The following is a 17,109-nucleotide window of genomic DNA, read 5'->3' on the forward strand; positions in this document are numbered from 1 at the left end:
GTAGACTTTATGATTCTCTATGCATCGAAAGGTTTTATCTGGACCTAATCTCCTCAATATGTGCATTCACAGCGACAAAACTTAAAAAGTGACCAGCAATAAACCCTGAGCCCAACACCTGAATAAGTTTCTTCATAGTCGGCATATCCTTGACCTCATCTATGACCGCACACAACAATAATGCGAGCTTATATTCAGCCTCATTGCCATCTTTAAACTGCATGGAAATATAACAACAGACGTTGAAAACCTTTTCAGCGTAGCCATTATTCCTGGGATTTCTCACGCGTAATCCATTTAGAATTTCCCCATCGATATAAGCTTTCGCCATAACCAAAACCACTATTTTACTCAGATGAGAAACAGCAGCATTTGTATCTGAATATGCATGGGGATACATCCTTAATATTTCAGCCAAAAAGTAATGAGCGTGCTCGTCGTCAGAATTAGCCATTAATAGGATTTCTTCATACGTCAGCGGATAAGGAAGACCGGAACTAACGTGGTGATATAAACCAGGCAATTTTTTTGCAATATCAAGTTTGTGCCCAGTTAATGTAAAAAACTGCAATGTATTAACAACAGGGTAATCAGACTTAAGTGAAAGTTGCGCGAATGCCTCGTCAATACACAACCAAGGAACATCATTGGATATTGATAATTTGAGGCTAGAGTAAACCGAACTATCAACAGCGCTTTGAATCTGCACGATATCAGGCGGCATATCCACGAGATTTGGTGCGGCCACATCTGCAACCTTGAGGATATGACGAATTGCTAGCTGAACATCTGATGTCCCCACCTGAATATCTTCAGACGTTACACGCCAGAGTTTCCCCTTATTGGTAACACCAACCCTCATGTAATCGTCACGGCTAATATTCTGTAGAAAGGACTCAAGGTAAGCCTTCGTCTCCACAGTAATCAGCATTACGACATCCGACTGAATCAACCCATGGATTAAGCCAGTAAGCCCCATATATACAATCGCATACACATCAACAATGATATATTCTGGACGGCCTTCTCCTACACTTGGCAAAGGTGACTTCACTGAAGCTTTGCTCGTCAAGTGGTTAAGCGCTGAATGTACTGGGCAACTATCACCCAACATATGTCCCTTAAGAAACAGAGGATACTGAGGATTGGAGCATATCAGCTCTTTGTTCCCGCCCTCCATAGCAAGCATTTTCTGTTCGAGACTAGCGACCATTTCATCGGGATTTTCCGGCAGAGAGAAAGAATAAAAACAATCGCTACCATCATTATTTGCCTGCCTAAGCTCAATTGCCAACCTAAATATTGCGACATACGGAGGCATCACCTCCAACAGTTTAATTTCTTGAATTCCATGATTAGCAGTATCGCCAATGTTCATTTTTAATAGCGACTGCCCCAAAGGGGAAGAGCTATTCAGAGTACATGAATGATTAGCACTGACGCCTTCTACCACTAGCTTTATGGCTGGCTGACCATCAATAAGGTAGCTGAATCCACCTAAGCAATGTTCCGTTGTTTTAGAAGGGGTTTTCGTGGCTTTGGCATCAATATCAGTCACTTCAGTGAGATGAAAATCAGTAACTAACTTAGCGCAACGATCGGGATTTTGAAGAAACCAAGTTACAATTATGTTTTCTGCTCTGGCAAAGCCACCATGAGCCGATATCTCATAGAGTAACTGCCACGCCTGCTTGGACTGGCTTTCAAAAACCTCATCGGGCACCCGTTCTAAGAACTTTGCATAGTCCTCTTCGGGTAACTCCTGGCGCTTATAGAGCGATACAGAATAGTGCCAGGCTGATAGCGACATTGGAGATAGGCTAAGCGCTGACTCCATTGCATCTATAGCACCCGACATATCGTTTAGATGATCACACTGCCTAGCTTTAACTTGCCAGATAAAATCGCACCAATCATCCTGGTGTATTTCTGAAAGTATATTGTTCAATGTTGTTAGCTGATCGCTACCAAGCAAAGAGTGTATATAATTTCTAACAATTGGAGACAACCAGATATCAGTAGTGGGAATAATCGGTCTCAGTAAAGAGCAGACTTGAGCGCCCATATCCCTAGCCAGAAGCATAGAGGTTAACTCTAGCAAGCGGGGTGGGTTTATTTTATGTAAGTGTGACTTATGGTTAGTAAGAAAGGAGCTTACTGCTCTCTTTATATTGGCCTCAGATCTAGCGTCGCCATCACTCGCATAGCAGTGCAATTCGATAGAAATGAAGTCTCTCTCAAAATCACCCTCTGTTGCTACTTTTCCTCCATTCTCCATCCAGCTCTTAATGGTCGAGTTTTCAGCAATGCTTCCAAATAGAACTAGTTCCTCTGTCGATATTTCCGAACTGTTTCTTAACTTATCAATAAGGGACTTTCGATAGGAAAAATCGTTCTGGGCTCTCTCTATTTCATAAGGTAGACCTTCAATTCCCTCTGGATTCTTCTCCCTCAAACTGCGCAAGAATAGAGCTGCATCTTTATCGACAACTTCTATATTTGCTATGTATTTCCGACAAGCATCAACCAGCTGCTTGCTAGCCCCACCCAAATAATGCAAAAAGGCAATTGACTGATTCACCAACCGCGCATCCTTCCCTTGGCATTCTTCGAGAAGCGATACAGTCCTATCGACTAGTGCAAATATTTCCCTTCTTTCAGAATTAGTTATTAACCAATAATGAGAAGGAATTAACTGACTGTTCAGACAATTACTACTAGTAATTAGTTTAACGACTTCGCTATTAAAACAAGGATAGGTCGAACACAACCTTATGCTAGAATCCTCAGCAAGCTCAAAACGCTCACATCTGAGCAGCCCTCTAGTGAGTCCACAAAGCGTTGCCTCAGTTAATTGGTGAACCCTATTAGATAAGAATTCTTCGAGAACAAGCTGATCTGCAATAAATTCGAAAAACACCTCTTGGCAGCACTCACCTGGGTCATCCATCGCCTGATAACGACTTCCAGCATCAGCCGTTCTCTCATTAAGGATATCCAAGCGCATCAATGCAGAAAGAGCTATATCTGAGAACGTCAGTTCCAGCTGATGCCGTAAACAACTTTCGACCTGAGAATATCCGTTTCTTGGTATATCGGAGTTACCAATATCAACCAATATAGCCAGGACATCTAATATCCCAGCGGTTCGACTATCTAGCTGGGACGCTATTTGCAGTGTGCGGAGTTTATCTTGAGCAGCGCCAACGTCGCGATGCCGAAGGCAAGTCAATATATCCTGTACCGGCCCATGTATAGCTTCTGGCGAAACAGCATGATGGACATGCTTCTCTTTAACATTGTCACCAGTACCGTAATGCTGCTGATGGACTGTTTCGATAGTAGTTCCGTCACTCTCGTCCATGGTCAGTGGTTGATAACCTTATTGCCTGCGACGTTATCGCCTTGCCCAGAATGAGTTTGTATGATCGTTGTGCTATTTCGAGGCTTTATACTTCGTATAAGCTCCACAATCTCATCAGAGCCGATAAGCCTTTTCTCAATTGCTGCCTCACTCATTTCGTCGTCCAGTGCCAAGTAAGAAATCTTATTCTCAAGAGTCTTCAAGGTGCTATCGTCAACAATCCACTTTTTTAAGTGCGATTTTAAGTTTTCAGCCGACAACACTAACGAGTGTTTAAGCATGTCATATATACTGCTAGCTAAAATAGCTGTCGTTATAGATTCTGAAATCAATTTTTCGTCCTTTTTGAGTTCTATATCTCCAATTAACACTTGAAACGACTACGCGCACAATTCATAAGCTGCCTGAGCGCATGAAATACTGATCTTCTAGTGTTAACTGCAAAATATTTTATCTACCAAACTGGCAATAGCTCGCCCGAGGTTGCCTTCTAACACCATCTCGGAACGAATCTCTTTTTTATTCCACGCAACTACCGCTTGCCTCCAAGCCCCGGAATATACCCAGCGAACATTATCGGCAACCCAATCAGCCAGAACCGCTTTATTAATGCGCTCTTGGGCCTGAGATACCCGGTCTACAATTTTCTCAAAATCATCAGGCTGGCCATAAAACATTCCACCCTGAATAGCAGCCTCGTGATCCTTGGTGATATCGGCCAAACGATCAGCATTAGGGACTAGCTGAATTTCGCCGCGAAAAACTGCTTCATAATCAACGCCTTTTTCCGCCCAGCGCTGTTTTTTCATTTCAACTACATCTCTCATGGCTTGCTTCGTATCCAGTGGATCAGCCATTCCTTTTTGCAGCAAACAATCAACATCATACCAATGCCGGGCCAAACGGTTGGTTCTTGGCTCCCTCTCCATTGTCGAGAACTGATGGAGGGCTGTTAACTTTTCCCACAGAATATAGGCTGAATCGTATGCCTGCACGGTCGCCTTCGGGCAGGCAATCTCACTGAATTCTGGAACTTCAGCCAGGTAGCACCCAATATTATGCTCGACAGTTGGCTGCCCTCGGTTCCGGCCACCAAACTCCAGAAGCACATGATCCAGCTGATAATCGTTACTGCCAGCAGTCATTCGTGGGAAGTGCACGTTGACCTTTTCGCCATGTGAGTCAGCCTCAAGCTCCGCAGTAAGTCCATCTATAGCATATTTAGCAAAGCGTTCATTTAGGCGTTCTACAAGCGCTGTGGACCAATCCGTCAACAGTGCAGTCTGCTTTTTTCGAAATTTCTTCTGTTGCTTGCCGCTCTGAATAGATTGTTCCCAGGCTGCATGCTCATCCTCAGCTCCGGCAAGGTCAGCCCAATGGATGGATAAATCAATATCTTCGGAAAAGCGATCGATGACCTTCCAGCATTTGCTGAGGGCAGTTCCACCCTTGAAAGCAACAGAGAAATCACCCATCAACTGCTCTTCATACAAAAGGCGTAAAATTTCTGTAACCCACAGATCTTTTTCCAGAAAGTTAGCTGGCAGTCCCGCAGGATGCTTTTGGGCACCCAACAGCAAAAGCTGTTTCAGTTCTTCCTGTTTTTGGGGGCTTTGATAGAAATCGAGGATGTTCACTAAGCGGCTTGCTCCAGCTGGCGGAATTTATTCTGCCAAGCATGAAGCAGAGGCAATGCACTGAGCTTATGTAGTATCTCCCTAGTCTCGGAGCTGGATAGCGACAGTCTGCGAAAAGCAGTCTTTAGGTTAGACACTTCAACTGACTCAGGCGGAGTTACCAGCAGCCCTCGCAACAGAGCACCTTCTGGCCCATTCCCCCAACGAAGCTTTTGCTCAGTAATATGGCGCACTTCAACCACTTCATTTCCAATCCTGAACTCCCGAGAGGGGCCATTACTCCAAAAGATCGTTCTCATCGGCGCTTGAGTTTGCAGCCCTAGCCGGTACGCAGCCTCCTGACCCTGACTGACCAGTTTATAACCATGCTCTTTAGCCCAAACCTTGGCCACCTGCTCGGCGCTGGCCGTTGTTTTAATGGACGGCATGCTAGGCAGAGGCTTGGGACGGACATATATACCCTTGGATACCCGCTCAACCACACCTTCCTGAGCAAGGCGACTGAGTGCTTTTTGTACAGATGTGCGATTGCCCAGTGCATAAAACCCTGTAATCGAAAAGGGCACACCACGCTTCATGCGCTCAACCCTGTTTGAAACTTTTAAGGCAACAGACATTCTGACTTCACTTCTGACATATAAATATCAATGTGGATATATTTTAGCCCACTATTTTAGCGGCATTCAAGGTATTTAATGTCAGGATTGAGACACTTCACAATGAACTTACCGACGACATATTCCAACACCAACCTGCAACATCTGCCCAGCCAGCCAAAACAACAAAAAATCCATGCTTATCAACGAGTTAAAAACGTAAAGCCTCTAATACGGGATTTTCAAACACAAACCTTCGATAGGCAGGTATCCTACGGTCATGACTACAAATGAACGGCTCATTGCCATTGGCGACATCCACGGCTGCTACAGCCATCTCACATGCCTGATCGATCAGATCCAACCAACTGAGCATGACCTGCTGGTCTTTCTCGGTGATTACATCGACCGAGGCCCCGACTCGCGGGCCGTTATTGACTACTGCTTTTCGCTGAAAGATCGATACCCCTGTGTTTTCATCAAAGGCAACCACGAGGAGATGCTTCTCGCCTCCTTGGAGGATGAGGCGTATTTCAACTACTGGATGCAGTATGGTGGTGATAAGACCCTAGAATCCTATGGCCTACCCCTTAAGACCAGTTCAGTTACCCAAATCCCGGATGAGCACATCGAGTTTATGGCGCAATGCCTCGATTACTATGAGACGGATGACTTCATTTTCAGCCATGCCCAGCCCAACCCGGAAAAGTCTATGGATCAGCAAACGGCTGAAGAGCTTCGCTGGGAGCACAGAGAGATCGAGACTCTTCACTGCACCACTAAACCTGTTATCTATGGGCACACTACCCAGCGGAATAGCCAGGTTCGTGCTCTATCCTCCGGCTGGGGAATAGATACCTATGCCCACGGCGGCGGTTGGCTGACAGCACTGGTGTTGCCGCAAGGTGAGGTGATCCAGGTAAACCAGTTTTCAGAGGTGAAAAAATCCCGAGTGCCATCAGTTCAACTGTAGACACTCGGGTCAGATCGTAGCGACTATTCCTCCTCCCGCCGCAACATACCTGTGTACTCCTCGCTCATGAAATACATCGCCCACTCATCCGGCTCAAAGCCTTCCTGGGTCCAGTGAATCCATAAGCCAAGTGCGCTGGGTTGAGTGTGATCACTGAAGAAATGCGGCATACGACCAACGGTTTTATCCGGCTTGATAACACCGTTGAAGACAGTTTCACCCTCCTTCGAGTAAATCTCCAGATAGTCACCGGCTTCCAAAATCACCAGCCCGTCATATCCCTCCAAGCCATCTCGCTTCATCGCCCACATCACACCTTCCAGGCCGGTTTCAAAATAACCTGTGAGGACACCACGATACTCCACCATCATGACGACCTCCCGGCATTGAGTGCCGCTGGGTGGGTTTCGGCATACACTCTCTTCAGGTGGTTAATCGCCACATGAGTATAGATTTGGGTGGTGGAAATATCGGCATGGCCCAGCATATCCTGTACTACCCTGATATCCGCACCGTTCTCATGCATCAAGGTCGCAGTGGAGTGCCGGAACAGGTTACAGGCACCGGGCTTGTTGATACCTGCTCGCTGCACGTACTTGGACACAATACGGGTTACTTGATGCTCCCGGAACTTCAGGCCTTTGTTATCCAGAAACAAAGCTGATCCCGAATGCAACTGCTGCAATTTGGGGCGAACATGCTTGAGGTACAACTGCACCCAGGTACAGGCTGAGAGGGCAATCGGTACCCGACGATCTTTCTCTCCTTTACCCTTATGCACTGTCACCACCCCAGTTTTTACATCCACATCATCAACATTGAGATTGGCCAATTCCATTCGCCGAATGCCGGTGGCGTAAAACACCGCCAGCATCGCTCGGTCTCTCAACCCCTTGTGATCATGCAGCAACGACTGTTGCAAGGTAGCCTCAATTTCCTCAACGTCCAGATATCCCTTGGGTAGCTGCCGAGGGACTTTCGGTAATTCCATCAAGGCCAACCCGTTTTCTTTGATGATGCCTCTCACATGCAAGCGGCGAAAGAGGACTTTCACTGCGGTGAGGCGGTTACGAATGGTCGGCTTTTGCAACGGTTTTTGTGTAAACGGCTGGCGGTGACGAAATAAATACGCCTGGTAGGCCTCAATCTCTTCAATACCAATCTGCTGAGGGCGTTTTAAGCGCTCAGACAGAGCCCATTGAGTGAAAGCGTTGAGCGAGCTTCGCTTGCCTTCAATGGTTCTGGGTGAAAGCCCTTTGACCAGACAATCCTCCAGATACCACTCCACACAGGCTACCAGTGTTTTTGGCTTTGGACGATTTAACATAGACCGTCCTCCCTGAGCGCTTCATAGGTCTGGGCACAGGGTTGAGCACCACTGACCAAAAACCGTAAGGCCTCGGTACCATGCTCCAGCACATAGCCTTTCAGATCCATACCTGCCGGAAACGCCAGCCGCGAACACTCGACACCACAGGTACTTAAGGCCTGAGCCACCAAGCGGCTGGTTTGATCACCTTTGACCGTACCGTCGAAGGCAATTGTGACGCTACGAGCCCGGCTGCCCGCTAAGGCCTCCAAGTGCTCAGTACCAAATCCTCGCAGACCTAAAGTAGCCACCACATTGCGATAACCCGCTGATAACAAAATTAATGCTTCTAACGGATTCTTGCAGAGAATGATTTCCTGAAATTGGTGCAAAGCCCGCACGTTATAAAAACCCGCAGATTGTACAGACCAATAAAGGTGATACAGCGTACCAGGACGAAGCCGAGGTGTAATCCGCTCTCCATAAGCTTCCGTGATTTCACCATGCTCATTGCGATTGGGGAAAACCAGCGTACCACGAAAAAATTCACCACCGCTGCCAACAAACATTCCGAGACGCTGGAGATTGCCCCGGATCAATGCCCCCGCCTTCGTTCTGCCAAGCGGAAGCTGCTTACCTAAGGTACGATCAGCAAAGCCAATACCCAGCCGTTTGAGTAGCTCAGCATCTTCAATACCGAGCTGGCGCAGGAAATCCAATGCCCTCGGATTGTAGAACAACGCTTCCTGGTAATAGGCAAAGACCTGATCGATCAGTGTTTGATTAGTCGGGTTATCACCATCAATCTCGGGAAAGTCTGCATAACCTAACCACCGGAGATCGTAGACAGCGGATGGATGGCCTTGATAAGTATTCAGTAGCTCAATCATTACACATCCTCCCTGACACTGTTGTACAGCTTGCGCATGGACTCGCCGCGTAATTCAATCCTGTGAGCACGATGCATAACACGATCGAGAATGGCATCAGCAACGGTGGGATCATCGATGTAATTCAGCCAATCGACATAAGGCACCTGCGAACTCATGATCAGACTGCCGCTGTCGTAGCGATCTTCGATCACCTCCAACAAATCGGCAGATTCCTGGTGCGTTGTGGCGGAGAGGCCAAAATCATCAACAATTAACACCCTGGGCTTGGCATACGATAGCCTTAGCGCTGATAACGAGCCGTCCGCACGAGCAACCATAATTGCTTCCAGTATGCGAGGTAGCCGGAGATAGAGCACGGACAACCCTCGGCGCAAGCATTGATTACCCAACGCGCAAGCCAGATAGCTCTTACCGGTACCAGTCGGCCCGGTAATCACAATGTTGTTGGCCTTGTCCACCCAGGAGCAGGCATTCAGGCTCCCCATCAGCGAGCGGTTCAAACCACGGCTGGCGGTATAGTCGATACCCTCTACACATGCTTCTCGCTGTTTCAGTTTCGCTTTGCGCTGCAAATTCTGAAAACGGCGCAGTTCGGTATGGTGAACCTGACTATCAATCGCTCGCCCAAACCGCTGATCGAAACTCAACGCCTCCACTGCCGGATCACCGTGCCCAAGGCGGTAGTCTTCCAGCATACCCGTCAATTTCAGTTGAGTGAGCTTGTCCACATTCTGTTGAAACTCCATCTCATAGCCCTCCCTGTGCGTAGTAACTCGCGCCACGGATATTCTCGTGAAGTGGCAGCTGGGACTGTACGGGTTTGAAGTCGGCATCCTGCTTATACAAGCCCGTCCGCAAGATAGACTTCACACTACTCAGCCGCATGGAAGCAATTGCCTGAGCCCGCTTGCAGGCCGCCTCGAACTCGGCGGGGTCATACTGGCGGGCCAGTGAACGCAAGGCTGAGCAGGCCTGGTTGGCGATAAAGGAGTTGCTCCGCTTACCCTCGTACTGTGCGCGGACAACCGCTTGAGTCGCAGGGCCAAAGCGTTTTGCCCAAGCCAGGTAGGATTCCAGCCCCTGATCTGAGCAAGCCAGATGCTGGGGAGCCATATGGCGCTTATCCACGGTAGCACCACCCTGCTCAAAGCTGCGCAGATGTGAAGCCACTCGCTTGTTGTCGTGGTACAAATCCACCACCTTACTGGTCACCCGCGCCTCAACCCGCTCACCAACTAACTGAAATGGCACCGAGTAAAAGTGCTTCATAACTTTGATGTGGTAATCGTCACGCACCTTTTGCGGCGCAACCCATTGGGCATACTCAAAACGCTGCGCTGGTAGAGGACGAAGCGCAGGCTTATCGATTTCCTCAAAGCGTGACTGCCGGTTGCCGGGCAGGTCTTTAAATGGTCGGCTGTTGACTACCGGCAACAGCGTTTGAATTGCCTGATTGATTTCTTCCACACTGAAAAAGATACGTTCCCGCAAAGGGGCCAAAATCCAACGTGAAATGTGAAGCACGCCTTGTTCCGCTTTGGCCTTGTCCTGTGGCTTACGAACACGGGCAGGAAGGATGACAGTGCTATAATGGCAAGCCATCTCTTGATAGATGCGATTGAGCTCGAAGTTTTTACCTGGAGTGTTGACCCCGGACTTAAGATTATCGCAGACAATACTCTCCGGTACGCCGCCGATAAAATGGAGTGTTTGAACATGCCCTTCAATCCAATCCTCAACCTTTTGAGATTTTGAAGCCCAGACAAACGTGTAATTGCTGCATCCGAGCACAGCCACAAAAACCTGCGCCTTCATCACTTTGCCCGTTTTCTTATCCTTCCAGGGAACAGTGGTACCGGCGTAGTCAACAAATAGGATTTCGCCTGGGTAGTGCTGAATACGTTCGGTAACGCGAACCTTGTTACGATATTGCTGGTAGTAATGGTTGAACTGTGAATAGCTATAACCATCTGACTTATGCTCGCTTTTGTACTCCTCCCACAACACTTGGTTGGTCAAGTATTTATTGTGGAGCTTACGCTTCTCATAATCGGCAAAATCTGGCATTACCTTGTTTTGATCACGCTCTCTCACTACCATAAATTTCATTGCAAGCTCCGAGTCGCTTAGCTCCTTGAGCTGATCCCAGGTAACATCAACTTCATCCAACTGCTTGCGATAATAGAGAACCGTATTCGTCGCAACACCAAGAATCTCACCAAGCCGTGTTGCTGAAAAATCGGTCGTCAATGAGAGGCGCAACACCTCCCTAAATGTGTTGGTCGCTAATTTCATGTAGTTAGCCTCTTAAAAGCACCAGGCAAGGGGATACCTCAATGCCCGATGCACAGTGATAAATGGAGGCACAGCCGTACCTGTCACCGAGCCAAAGAAGGCTCAGAGGTTGTTGACAGGTAGAGGGAGGAAATGCATACTGAACGAGTGGGTCGTTTTACGACATGCATTTCAGAAAGAGCCTGGGTCCGTCAACCTGGGCTTTTTCGTTTCTGGCCTCAGTAAATTGTGATACCGCTTACGTAGTCTTCTACAGCATATTCATCACCTCCCATTAGTTGTATCGGTCAACGTAGTAAACCTCTGTCGCGCCAAGTAGCGTGCAATATCCTTGGCCAAAGCAAACTTGCCTCTTCTTTTTTCCATCTCGAAGAGCGGGACTGGTACTGTTTTACGGGTAACCGCTTGGCGGTAGGCATCTTTTGATCGGTATCCGAGCACTTTCTGTATCTCATCGCCAGTCAGCACTGGCCCATAGAGCTTTAACAAGTCTTCTTCCAGCAGTGTTTGCAACTGCTGCATATCCTCAGATATCTGATGTTCAGCCATAGCGGGTATATCCCCTCAAAGTAGACAGAGCGCGACGCACAAGGCTACCCTATAAGGCAAATATCTTGAGTGTGTTTTTTTAAGCACCGATCTCGCCCAAAACTCGGCAAAACAGAAAGAATAAAACCCATAGAATTCAAAAGGTTAGAAAATCGCTTAATTTTCCTAGTCAGAAATTTACTGAAAATTCGTGCAAAAAAATTTAGGGATTTTTGCCTTATGACTGCATCTGACGCGACAAGAATCGCCATCAACCTGTGGCTGGATATCATCCAATATCACCGTCAGGGCGACAGTCTGGGAGAGATCGAAAGGTGGCTGACGGATAAACGCTCGAAGAGCAATAGAGACTATTGGGAACAGTACCCACGCCGCTGTTACCGGTTTCGGGCAGGAACTGAAAAACCCGGTAAGAAGTTCATTGACCGGGTAGAAAGCAAGGTACCTGGCACCAAACGAGTCATTCAACACCCATTATGGTGGGTGCTGGATAATCCAGAGCCAAATCTGGAATCAGTCCACCAACAAATGCGGGAACTGGAACCCAATGTGTACCGCCGCCTGTTCCAGAAGTCGCCTAAGCACGGACCTTCCCCAAGACGAACGCTCAGAACTCCCTTTCAAATCGGAAACATCGGCAGAATCAGTAACTTGGACGCTCTCGCAGGACTACTTTTGCTACTGCGAGAAACCGAGCTGAGCAATCAGCAAGGTTACAATCTCGAATGCCAAGAACAGATTTTAGAATTGCTGGAAAGACTCTCTTCGTTCAGCCCCTATAACGCGATCGCTGAACCGCTATCCGAGCTAATCATCGAAAGATTCCTCAAGCCTGACCCCGTAAGTAAGAACGCATCTCCCACTAAAGCAGCAGACATTCAACGTAAGGCTTTTGAGAACGCGCTTACGATTAGGGCAGCGATGCAACAGGGGTACATATCAAGCAGCCCTCAAGATCAGCTGGACTTCCTGTATCGACTTCAGCTGGAAAGAAGTCGTTACAAACCACCAGATCCCCAGTTTGACTTATTCCCCATAAGATTGTGCAGTTACACCAGCGAGCCGTGCAGATCAAAACAGCACAGGCAGGTAGATTCTAACAGCAGAGCTGTGCAAGTTCGGCAGTATACGCAGTTGCGTGCACTGGACGGATTTGCACACTGTACTGGCCACACCTGAACGGGTGTGCTGGTTTGATCTGAACAGCCCGCCGGCACACTTGCACAAAAAAAGCCCTGGACGCTGCCAAGACTTGTTGATTTCAATAGATTAAGTGGCTACTAGTTTTTAGACGCACGAGCAGAAAGGGGGCTAAACACATAATAGTTATGGTCTACACCTGATGGGTAAGCTATCTGTTGATAAACCAGAAAGCCTTGGTTATTCATGGCTCTAATTGAAATAAGGGTCTTGTAATTAAACCACGTACCATCCCCACCGCCCTTGAATTCGCCTACCTTAAATTTCATTTCTCCACTTTTGCAAGAAAAATCTTCATCATATACAAAAGAATCAATGAAGATTAGAGGCTTAGTTAAATGCTTTACGATCAATTCGAAAGAGCCATTTTTACTTTGAATGATCTTTAGTACACCAACATCGGGATCAGAATCACGAACCACCGTAAATTGCTTACTTTCTTTTTTACCCAAGCCAAATATCGAAACATAGTCATAATCATCTACTGAGATCTCTTGGATGATACCTGTCTCTTCAGCAACCTCATAGCCAACCGCCGATATAGAATAACTCCCTGCAATCGAAGGACACTGCTCTTGGTTTTCGCTTTTAATCACATCTCCATCAAATAAATTTGGAAGTGCTGGTGGCGGCACCAAGTCTGGTGTAACCATCATTCCACAACCTATTAAAAGATAGCTAAGCTGAAGAAGAAATAAGCGTCTCATGAGTATTAACATCAATCGTCCCTCAGCTCACTATAGAAAGTGGATCGCATATAATCTGGGATAAGGCTAGGCGCGACAATTGGTGTTGCTATTGCAACATTTGCCGCGTTAATACCCTCTCCAAGCCAATATGAGAATCCATCTCTGCCGATGGCGGTGCCATTAGGATTATAGTGGTACCAGTGATTGAGTGAATCATGCGTTCCAGCAAACCCTTCAACCATATAGTCCAAGAAGCTTCCAGGAGAATAAGAAAGTTTATCACTAAAGATAATTCCTTGGCCGCCCTGATGACCACCGAGTGGGCTTACTTTCAAACCTGGATGGGCGTAGTACTTAGCAAGCGCTTTCTCAGCATTTCCTGTTCTTTGATAAATATCGGCTGCACCTGACTCCTTCCAATACTTATCAACAATTCTTCCTCCACCAACTTTCCCTTTTATACCTCTAAACCCTGGACTATCACCAACTTGTCCAGGAGTGCCCTTAGAGTGTTTTAACTGATATTCCCGAAGCTTCACATTCGTATATGTCGCCAATGACACTGCTAGACCAAACTTAAGCCCATCCTTGAACTCACCTCCATTTATTTCTGCACCGATCCCCATGCCTACCCCATCAGCAGCTACCCGGGTCATGTTATAAGTGTCTCTGAAATGGCCTGCTATACCGCCTGTGATCGCTCCGGCAAATGCTCCCCTGAAACCTGCTTTTAACGCATCAGACCCACTTGCACCACTGAACGCTGCCGCAGAAACACCGGCGGCAAACCCAGCCGCAGCGCCACCAACAATTCCTGAAACAGTCGAAGCACCAGCCAAACCATAAGAAAGCATAAATGATGAGGATTCCATCAGTGTTCCCATAGCCCAGGCAGATGCTGTATTAAACGTGAAATACGATATAGCAATGACGGCCACTACTTTAAATATATCCTTTAATTTAAAGTAACCTGTTGGATCGATATATTTAAGAGGATTGTTGTGAACGTAGCTATATCGATTGTAACCCTGTGTGTTTGTCACACCATCGATAAACGGATCAGCCTGCAAGAACCGCCCAAGCCTCGGATCATAAATCCGCCCGTTCATATGAATCAGGCCGGTTCTGTCCAGATGCTCGTGGTTGGTAAAGCCACGCCTGGTACTCAATCCCTGGCTGGCCAATAAATCCGTGAGGGATTGGGCTCCCAGGGTACCACTCCAGTCGGGTTCCCGGCGTGCGCCGAAGGGGTCATAGGCAAAACTGCCGGTTGCGCCGGTTAACAGATTGCCATCCGCATCGGTGATTTTTTCCACAGAACCCAGGTGGTCCCGGTGCAGGTATTCCAGGGTGGCCAGGGGCAGGCCGGTGTGCTCCGTGGCGCTGATATGCAGCACACTGCTGTCGATAGTGGCTTTCTGGATACGCCGGTAATCCGGATCATCCCCGGGCAGCAAGTCCTCATAGTCTTCGAGGATAAAGGTTTTTCAGTCACCAGCTGTTGCCGGCTTGGGTCCCACCAGCTGCTTAGCGGTTGCCAAGGATATGTCAGGCCAGCGTCTGCGCAATAGTAAAATTTGTCAGGAGCGCTACATTAAAGTCCAGGAGGCCTTCTATGAGTACCGCCTCAAGAAAGAGTCACCCTATGCTGCCAGCCGTTCCGTGCCATGGATCACGATCAGGGGCCACCGGCTTGAACGGACCGGTTTTGTGGTGGATTTGTCGAGCAAGGTCAGGGTGATGGAGGGGTGTTTGGTATTGACTGCTGAATAAGTATGCCAAAAACAAGCCCTGGCAAGTTTTCTTGCTGGGGCTTTTATTGGTCAAGTATCCAGAAATAGCTTTATGATAGTTGAAACATGGAATGAGGCAAAAATTTCAGAGTCAGGATGTCACCAACTAACTTTCGAATGATAAATGGTTGATATCGCTCAAATAGCTTTTTCCACATCAGAAAAATCTGTATACAGATTCCGCTGAGGACCCAAAAATAAAGCCCCCGTGGCAGTGAGGCTTCATCTTGAGGCGGGATATCGTGTCAGTACTTTGCTCTAACCAAAATCATTTCTTAACTTCTTTTTTTATTTGAGATTTATAAAACAATAATCCAATGAAAGCGCCTAGTGAGGCTCCACAGGCAGCCCAAATAATTTTTTCGTACCCTCCGCCTCCCTTATCACCAACCAACAATCCTACCACACCAAAAAATATCGACCAAAATATAATCTTTCGCTTATAGGATTTATTCACCTCTTATTTCCGTTGTATTTGCCCAGGGATCTAACTTAAAGTTCATCGAAGGATCCAAATCTGGGGTAAGAATAAGGTATTGGTGCGGTGTGATATGCTCCCACGTCCCCCACTCATAAATAAGGTTTTTGGTCCAAGATGTTTCTAGAGAATTATTAAACTCAGGAGTATAGAGGGCGTCAAATAAATATAAAGCTTGTTCTCCACACCCTAGATAGTTCGGGCAAATCGTACTACTTAGTGGGTTGTTTATTCTGCCTGAGTTATTACCCTGATAGGGAGAGCCTGGATATCTCAAACCTTTTTCATTCATCTCTTTGATAATTTCATCAAATTTATTTTGGATTTTGTTCACGTCTGAAGAAATAATTTCCTGGCTGGTTCGTTCCTTTTGTGCATTAAAACAAGTAGCCCCGCAAAGCGGGGCTACTATCGTCCATGTCCTGATTATTGCCCTAACTCTATTTGTTAGGACAAACCTCTAAGATCATAAAACCACAAAGCTAGGGGCTGCCCATTAAAAATGGTAAGAACCAACCCCGGAGAAATGCAAACTGACTGACCTTCAGCATCAGGGTTGCCAATACACAACACCTTATTCTTTTTATCGACTGATATCGTCCAACGTTGCTTTTCATCATATCGATGATAAACCCCATCAGTAAAACCACCATCAACAGAAACAATAACTTTGCTAAAAGAATGCTCAGGAACTTTTAATATTCGGCTTTTCCACAATGAAGAAGGGCACAGACCACTTGCATACAACAAACAACCATTTGCATCTACTTCAACTGATATATCGCCAAATAGAATTCCTCCACAAGTGGCCGTTTTGCTGCCTTCATAATTTATCGAGAATTCATCCGCTACGTATTCATACTTTGGTTTTTCGTCAGAAAAAAAAGTACCGCCAATACTAAATTCCATTGCTACTTACTCGACGTAAACAAGAAGTGAAAAATTTGTTTAGTTTCAGGATTAACCACTAACTCCCAGTTACCTGCCGAACCTCTAAATCCACCAGCAACATCATATCGAACGGCTCCGGCCAAACCTTGAGGGTCAGGCACAAACTTGCCTGTTGCCATAATTTCATTAATTAAGTTTGGAGAGTTCATATAAGACCGAGAAGCTAAATGACCAGCAGCGGTTTTAGTATAGGTAAATCCACCAACGGTAAGAGCTTCAGTAGCTTTGCCAAAACCGAAGGCACCTTTTAACCATGATCCAGCTCTAGCAAACCAACCAACTTTAGTAATGGGAACAGGAGCAGTCACTACCCCCACCCAGACACCTGCGGCATCTCTTACTGATTCTTGCTTCTCCGTAGATAAATTATTGAAATGACACC

Annotated in this window: 19 protein-coding genes; 3 read left to right on the forward strand and 16 right to left on the reverse strand. The window is 46.9% G+C overall.

What is annotated here, in order from left to right:
- Positions 1-34: 34 nt before the first annotated feature.
- The 4 genes from gapS6b to M8T91_RS06360 form a co-directional block, all read right to left on the reverse strand.
- On the reverse strand, positions 35-3,364 hold the full coding sequence (gene gapS6b / locus M8T91_RS06345; RefSeq protein WP_301417916.1) for a GapS6b family protein: 3,330 nt from the start codon (positions 3,362-3,364) through the stop codon (positions 35-37).
- Positions 3,365-3,366: 2 nt separating this feature from the next.
- Positions 3,367-3,735, reverse strand: a complete 369-nt coding sequence (gapS6a, locus tag M8T91_RS06350) for a GapS6a family protein (protein ID WP_301417918.1) — start codon at positions 3,733-3,735, stop codon at positions 3,367-3,369.
- A gap of 63 nt (positions 3,736-3,798) precedes the next feature.
- Positions 3,799-5,001 carry a nucleotidyl transferase AbiEii/AbiGii toxin family protein gene (locus tag M8T91_RS06355; protein WP_301417920.1) on the reverse strand — a complete coding sequence of 401 codons (1,203 nt, stop codon included), beginning with the start codon at positions 4,999-5,001 and terminating at the stop codon, positions 3,799-3,801.
- Entirely contained in the window at positions 5,001-5,618 is a 618-nt protein-coding gene (locus tag M8T91_RS06360) for a DUF6088 family protein (RefSeq protein ID WP_301417922.1), read from the reverse strand. The genes M8T91_RS06355 and M8T91_RS06360 overlap by 1 nt, the downstream gene beginning before the upstream one ends.
- A 259-nt stretch (positions 5,619-5,877) precedes the next feature.
- Between M8T91_RS06360 and M8T91_RS06365 the strand changes: the two genes are divergently transcribed.
- Positions 5,878-6,570 carry a serine/threonine protein phosphatase gene (locus tag M8T91_RS06365; protein ID WP_301417924.1) on the forward strand — a complete coding sequence of 231 codons (693 nt, stop codon included), beginning with the start codon at positions 5,878-5,880 and terminating at the stop codon, positions 6,568-6,570.
- 23 nt (positions 6,571-6,593) lie between these two features.
- Here M8T91_RS06365 and M8T91_RS06370 read toward each other — a convergent pair whose 3' ends face one another.
- The 6 genes from M8T91_RS06370 to M8T91_RS06395 form a co-directional block, all read right to left on the reverse strand.
- On the reverse strand, positions 6,594-6,941 hold the full coding sequence (locus tag M8T91_RS06370) for a hypothetical protein (protein WP_301417926.1): 348 nt from the start codon (positions 6,939-6,941) through the stop codon (positions 6,594-6,596).
- A complete protein-coding gene (locus tag M8T91_RS06375) occupies positions 6,938-7,897 on the reverse strand; it encodes a tyrosine-type recombinase/integrase (RefSeq protein ID WP_301417928.1) in 960 nt (319 codons plus the stop codon). Before M8T91_RS06375 ends, M8T91_RS06370 begins: the two co-directional genes overlap by 4 nt.
- Positions 7,891-8,769: a toprim domain-containing protein gene (locus tag M8T91_RS06380; protein ID WP_301417930.1), complete on the reverse strand. Its 879-nt coding sequence runs from the start codon at positions 8,767-8,769 to the stop codon at positions 7,891-7,893. Before M8T91_RS06380 ends, M8T91_RS06375 begins: the two co-directional genes overlap by 7 nt.
- Positions 8,769-9,554, reverse strand: coding sequence for an IS21-like element helper ATPase IstB (istB, locus tag M8T91_RS06385; protein ID WP_301417932.1), 786 nt, complete (start codon positions 9,552-9,554; stop codon positions 8,769-8,771). Before istB ends, M8T91_RS06380 begins: the two co-directional genes overlap by 1 nt.
- On the reverse strand, positions 9,520-11,067 hold the full coding sequence (gene istA / locus M8T91_RS06390) for an IS21 family transposase (protein ID WP_301417934.1): 1,548 nt from the start codon (positions 11,065-11,067) through the stop codon (positions 9,520-9,522). The genes istB and istA overlap by 35 nt, the downstream gene beginning before the upstream one ends.
- 264 nt (positions 11,068-11,331) lie before the next feature.
- Positions 11,332-11,616, reverse strand: coding sequence for a hypothetical protein (locus M8T91_RS06395; RefSeq protein ID WP_301417936.1), 285 nt, complete (start codon positions 11,614-11,616; stop codon positions 11,332-11,334).
- Positions 11,617-11,835: 219 nt separating this feature from the next.
- Between M8T91_RS06395 and M8T91_RS06400 the strand changes: the two genes are divergently transcribed.
- A complete protein-coding gene (locus M8T91_RS06400) occupies positions 11,836-12,795 on the forward strand; it encodes a hypothetical protein (protein WP_301417938.1) in 960 nt (319 codons plus the stop codon).
- A gap of 101 nt (positions 12,796-12,896) precedes the next feature.
- On the opposite strand, the gene M8T91_RS06405 is transcribed toward M8T91_RS06400, so the two are convergent.
- Both M8T91_RS06405 and M8T91_RS06410 read right to left on the reverse strand, forming a co-directional pair.
- Positions 12,897-13,472: a hypothetical protein gene (locus M8T91_RS06405; RefSeq protein ID WP_301417940.1), complete on the reverse strand. Its 576-nt coding sequence runs from the start codon at positions 13,470-13,472 to the stop codon at positions 12,897-12,899.
- A 62-nt stretch (positions 13,473-13,534) separates the two neighbouring features.
- A complete protein-coding gene (locus M8T91_RS06410; RefSeq protein WP_301417942.1) occupies positions 13,535-14,962 on the reverse strand; it encodes an RHS repeat domain-containing protein in 1,428 nt (475 codons plus the stop codon).
- 88 nt (positions 14,963-15,050) lie between these two features.
- On the opposite strand from M8T91_RS06410, the gene M8T91_RS06415 reads away from it, so the two are divergent.
- Positions 15,051-15,278, forward strand: a complete 228-nt coding sequence (locus M8T91_RS06415; protein WP_301417945.1) for a SymE family type I addiction module toxin — start codon at positions 15,051-15,053, stop codon at positions 15,276-15,278.
- A gap of 288 nt (positions 15,279-15,566) precedes the next feature.
- Here the strand turns inward: M8T91_RS06415 and M8T91_RS06420 are convergent, their stop codons facing one another.
- From M8T91_RS06420 to M8T91_RS06435, 4 genes are all read right to left on the reverse strand, one after another.
- The gene (locus M8T91_RS06420) at positions 15,567-15,755 is read right to left on the reverse strand and encodes a hypothetical protein (RefSeq protein WP_301417948.1); all 189 of its coding nucleotides are present in this window, start codon (positions 15,753-15,755) and stop codon (positions 15,567-15,569) included.
- Entirely contained in the window at positions 15,748-16,110 is a 363-nt protein-coding gene (locus M8T91_RS06425; protein ID WP_301417950.1) for a hypothetical protein, read from the reverse strand. The genes M8T91_RS06420 and M8T91_RS06425 overlap by 8 nt, the downstream gene beginning before the upstream one ends.
- Before the next feature lie 113 nt (positions 16,111-16,223).
- Positions 16,224-16,685, reverse strand: a complete 462-nt coding sequence (locus M8T91_RS06430) for a hypothetical protein (RefSeq protein ID WP_301417952.1) — start codon at positions 16,683-16,685, stop codon at positions 16,224-16,226.
- Between the two features lie 2 nt (positions 16,686-16,687).
- Positions 16,688-17,035, reverse strand: coding sequence for a hypothetical protein (locus M8T91_RS06435; RefSeq protein ID WP_301417954.1), 348 nt, complete (start codon positions 17,033-17,035; stop codon positions 16,688-16,690).
- Positions 17,036-17,109 lie beyond the last annotated feature (74 nt).

Source organism: Microbulbifer sp. MI-G, assembly GCF_030440425.1.
Taxonomy (GTDB): Bacteria; Pseudomonadota; Gammaproteobacteria; order Pseudomonadales; family Cellvibrionaceae; genus Microbulbifer; species Microbulbifer spongiae.

Excerpts from the sequence above, each read along its gene's own strand:
- gapS6b (WP_301417916.1), bottom strand. The coding sequence starts at position 3,364 with ATGGACGAGAGTGACGGAACTACTATCGAAACAGTCCATCAGCAGCAT.
- M8T91_RS06360 (WP_301417922.1), bottom strand. The coding sequence starts at position 5,618 with ATGTCTGTTGCCTTAAAAGTTTCAAACAGGGTTGAGCGCATGAAGCGT.
- M8T91_RS06365 (WP_301417924.1), top strand. The coding sequence starts at position 5,878 with ATGACTACAAATGAACGGCTCATTGCCATTGGCGACATCCACGGCTGC.
- M8T91_RS06370 (WP_301417926.1), bottom strand. The coding sequence starts at position 6,941 with ATGATGGTGGAGTATCGTGGTGTCCTCACAGGTTATTTTGAAACCGGC.
- M8T91_RS06375 (WP_301417928.1), bottom strand. The coding sequence starts at position 7,897 with ATGTTAAATCGTCCAAAGCCAAAAACACTGGTAGCCTGTGTGGAGTGG.
- M8T91_RS06380 (WP_301417930.1), bottom strand. The coding sequence starts at position 8,769 with ATGATTGAGCTACTGAATACTTATCAAGGCCATCCATCCGCTGTCTAC.
- istA (WP_301417934.1), bottom strand. The coding sequence starts at position 11,067 with ATGAAATTAGCGACCAACACATTTAGGGAGGTGTTGCGCCTCTCATTG.
- M8T91_RS06395 (WP_301417936.1), bottom strand. The coding sequence starts at position 11,616 with ATGGCTGAACATCAGATATCTGAGGATATGCAGCAGTTGCAAACACTG.
- M8T91_RS06400 (WP_301417938.1), top strand. The coding sequence starts at position 11,836 with ATGACTGCATCTGACGCGACAAGAATCGCCATCAACCTGTGGCTGGAT.
- M8T91_RS06405 (WP_301417940.1), bottom strand. The coding sequence starts at position 13,472 with ATGATGGTTACACCAGACTTGGTGCCGCCACCAGCACTTCCAAATTTA.
- M8T91_RS06415 (WP_301417945.1), top strand. The coding sequence starts at position 15,051 with ATGTCAGGCCAGCGTCTGCGCAATAGTAAAATTTGTCAGGAGCGCTAC.
- M8T91_RS06430 (WP_301417952.1), bottom strand. The coding sequence starts at position 16,685 with ATGGAATTTAGTATTGGCGGTACTTTTTTTTCTGACGAAAAACCAAAG.